The sequence below is a fragment of the Streptococcus downii genome (genome assembly GCF_004353325.1).
GTDB classification, from domain to species: Bacteria; Bacillota; Bacilli; order Lactobacillales; family Streptococcaceae; genus Streptococcus; species Streptococcus downii.
Genome location: NZ_MZNX01000006.1, coordinates 294,645 through 296,121 on the forward strand (window position 1 = coordinate 294,645; position 1,477 = coordinate 296,121).

Genomic DNA, 1,477 nt, shown 5'->3' on the forward strand with positions numbered 1-1,477 from the left:
CTACTAATGTGCAAGATTCCAAATAATATAGCTGATCCGAGTACATCCAGTCCCCATTTCTTCCCTTTTTCCAGAGCAGTCATCACCAATCCACGATAAATCATCTCTTCAAAAATGGGACCTGCAATCACAGGATAGAAAAAATACATCAAAAATACCGTAACTCCTGTAAAAGTAGGAACATCCAGTTGATAAGCAATTTCATTTTTGGTAGATGGGAAAAGATAAAATGTGACGAAATTCCAAACAACAAAAGCAAGCAGAGCTAAAAAGGAATAGAAAAGATAGGATCCTTTAAACTTTCTACTGTTGATTTTCTGCCATTTCCCCGACCAAATCATAGCAATAAGAGCAAATAAAACCACAAGAAAATTCAACATCATATCCGACAAATAATAGGAAAAGTCAGATAGACCAGCAACAAGGTCACTGTGTAAAAGCAGACGAATGAAGAACTGGTCAGCAATGACAAGTAGAATGGCTACAAAAAAGTAGGAACATGAGATTATCTTTTTCATATATCACCTCTCTAATATCCAAACACCAATAAGCTGATGATGATTAAAAAGGTATTCCACAAGATGTGGAGTGTCATTGACCAATAAACTGAACGAGTATAACGAAATAGCATACAGAATAGCAGACCTGCTCCTGCATAAACGATGAAGTCTGTTAACACCCATCCATATTGTAAAACATGGATGAGACTAAAGAGTGTGGAAGAAATGATGACGTCAATATAGTATTTTTTAAATTTAGTTAGGGATGTCATCAGAAGTCCACGGAAAACTAACTCCTCAACTATCGGAGCAATAAAACTGCCGTAGAGAATACGTGTCACAAAATAACTAATTCCCGTCAAATTGGCTACGGTTTCTTTTATAGCACTCCCATTTTGCGTGCCGGGAAAGATCCGAGTCGTTATATTTACCCACAAAAACATCAATATAAAGGAAAGAAAGAAGATACCCAGATAGGACCAACGAAACTCGAATCGACCGTACTCTTTCCAACGTTGACTCTTTACAAGAACCACAGTAGCAACAATTCCCTCAATTACTATCAATAAAATTTGAATCCCATAAAATCCCAAATCAGATAACTGGCTCACTGAGTCTAATTTTGCTACAAGATTAAAAATCAAGTAATAGGACACAAGCACCAAAATGGTCCCTAGATAAAATTTCGTTTCTTTCTCTTTCATAGTTGATCCTTTTAAGTTTTATTTACGTCGCCTTTCAGCCAAACCTACCCAGAGTCCTTTCATCCAATCAAAAGCTCCGTAAGGGCTTGGTCCAATACCACAAACTGACTCAGGAATTTTTAATTTCACAACTAGTATTCTCTTTTGTTATTTACAATGCTTCAAAAACCTCTAAAACAACAAGGGCAGAATTTGACCAATACCGTTGTAGACTATATGCAGTCCAATAGGCCAATAAATGGACTTTGTTGCTCTAAATAAGACTGCAAATAT

Annotated in this window: 1 protein-coding gene and 2 pseudogenes; all 3 read right to left on the reverse strand. The window is 36.4% G+C overall.

Going from position 1 to position 1,477, the window contains the following annotated elements; translation table 11 throughout:
- Positions 1-518: pseudogene (locus E2R31_RS03355) on the reverse strand (CPBP family glutamic-type intramembrane protease); the annotation flags it as partial.
- Positions 519-529: 11 nt separating this feature from the next.
- The gene (locus E2R31_RS03360; protein WP_132972819.1) at positions 530-1,204 is read right to left on the reverse strand and encodes a CPBP family intramembrane glutamic endopeptidase; all 675 of its coding nucleotides are present in this window, start codon (positions 1,202-1,204) and stop codon (positions 530-532) included.
- Between the two features lie 171 nt (positions 1,205-1,375).
- Positions 1,376-1,477: pseudogene (locus tag E2R31_RS09960) on the reverse strand (CPBP family intramembrane glutamic endopeptidase); the annotation flags it as partial.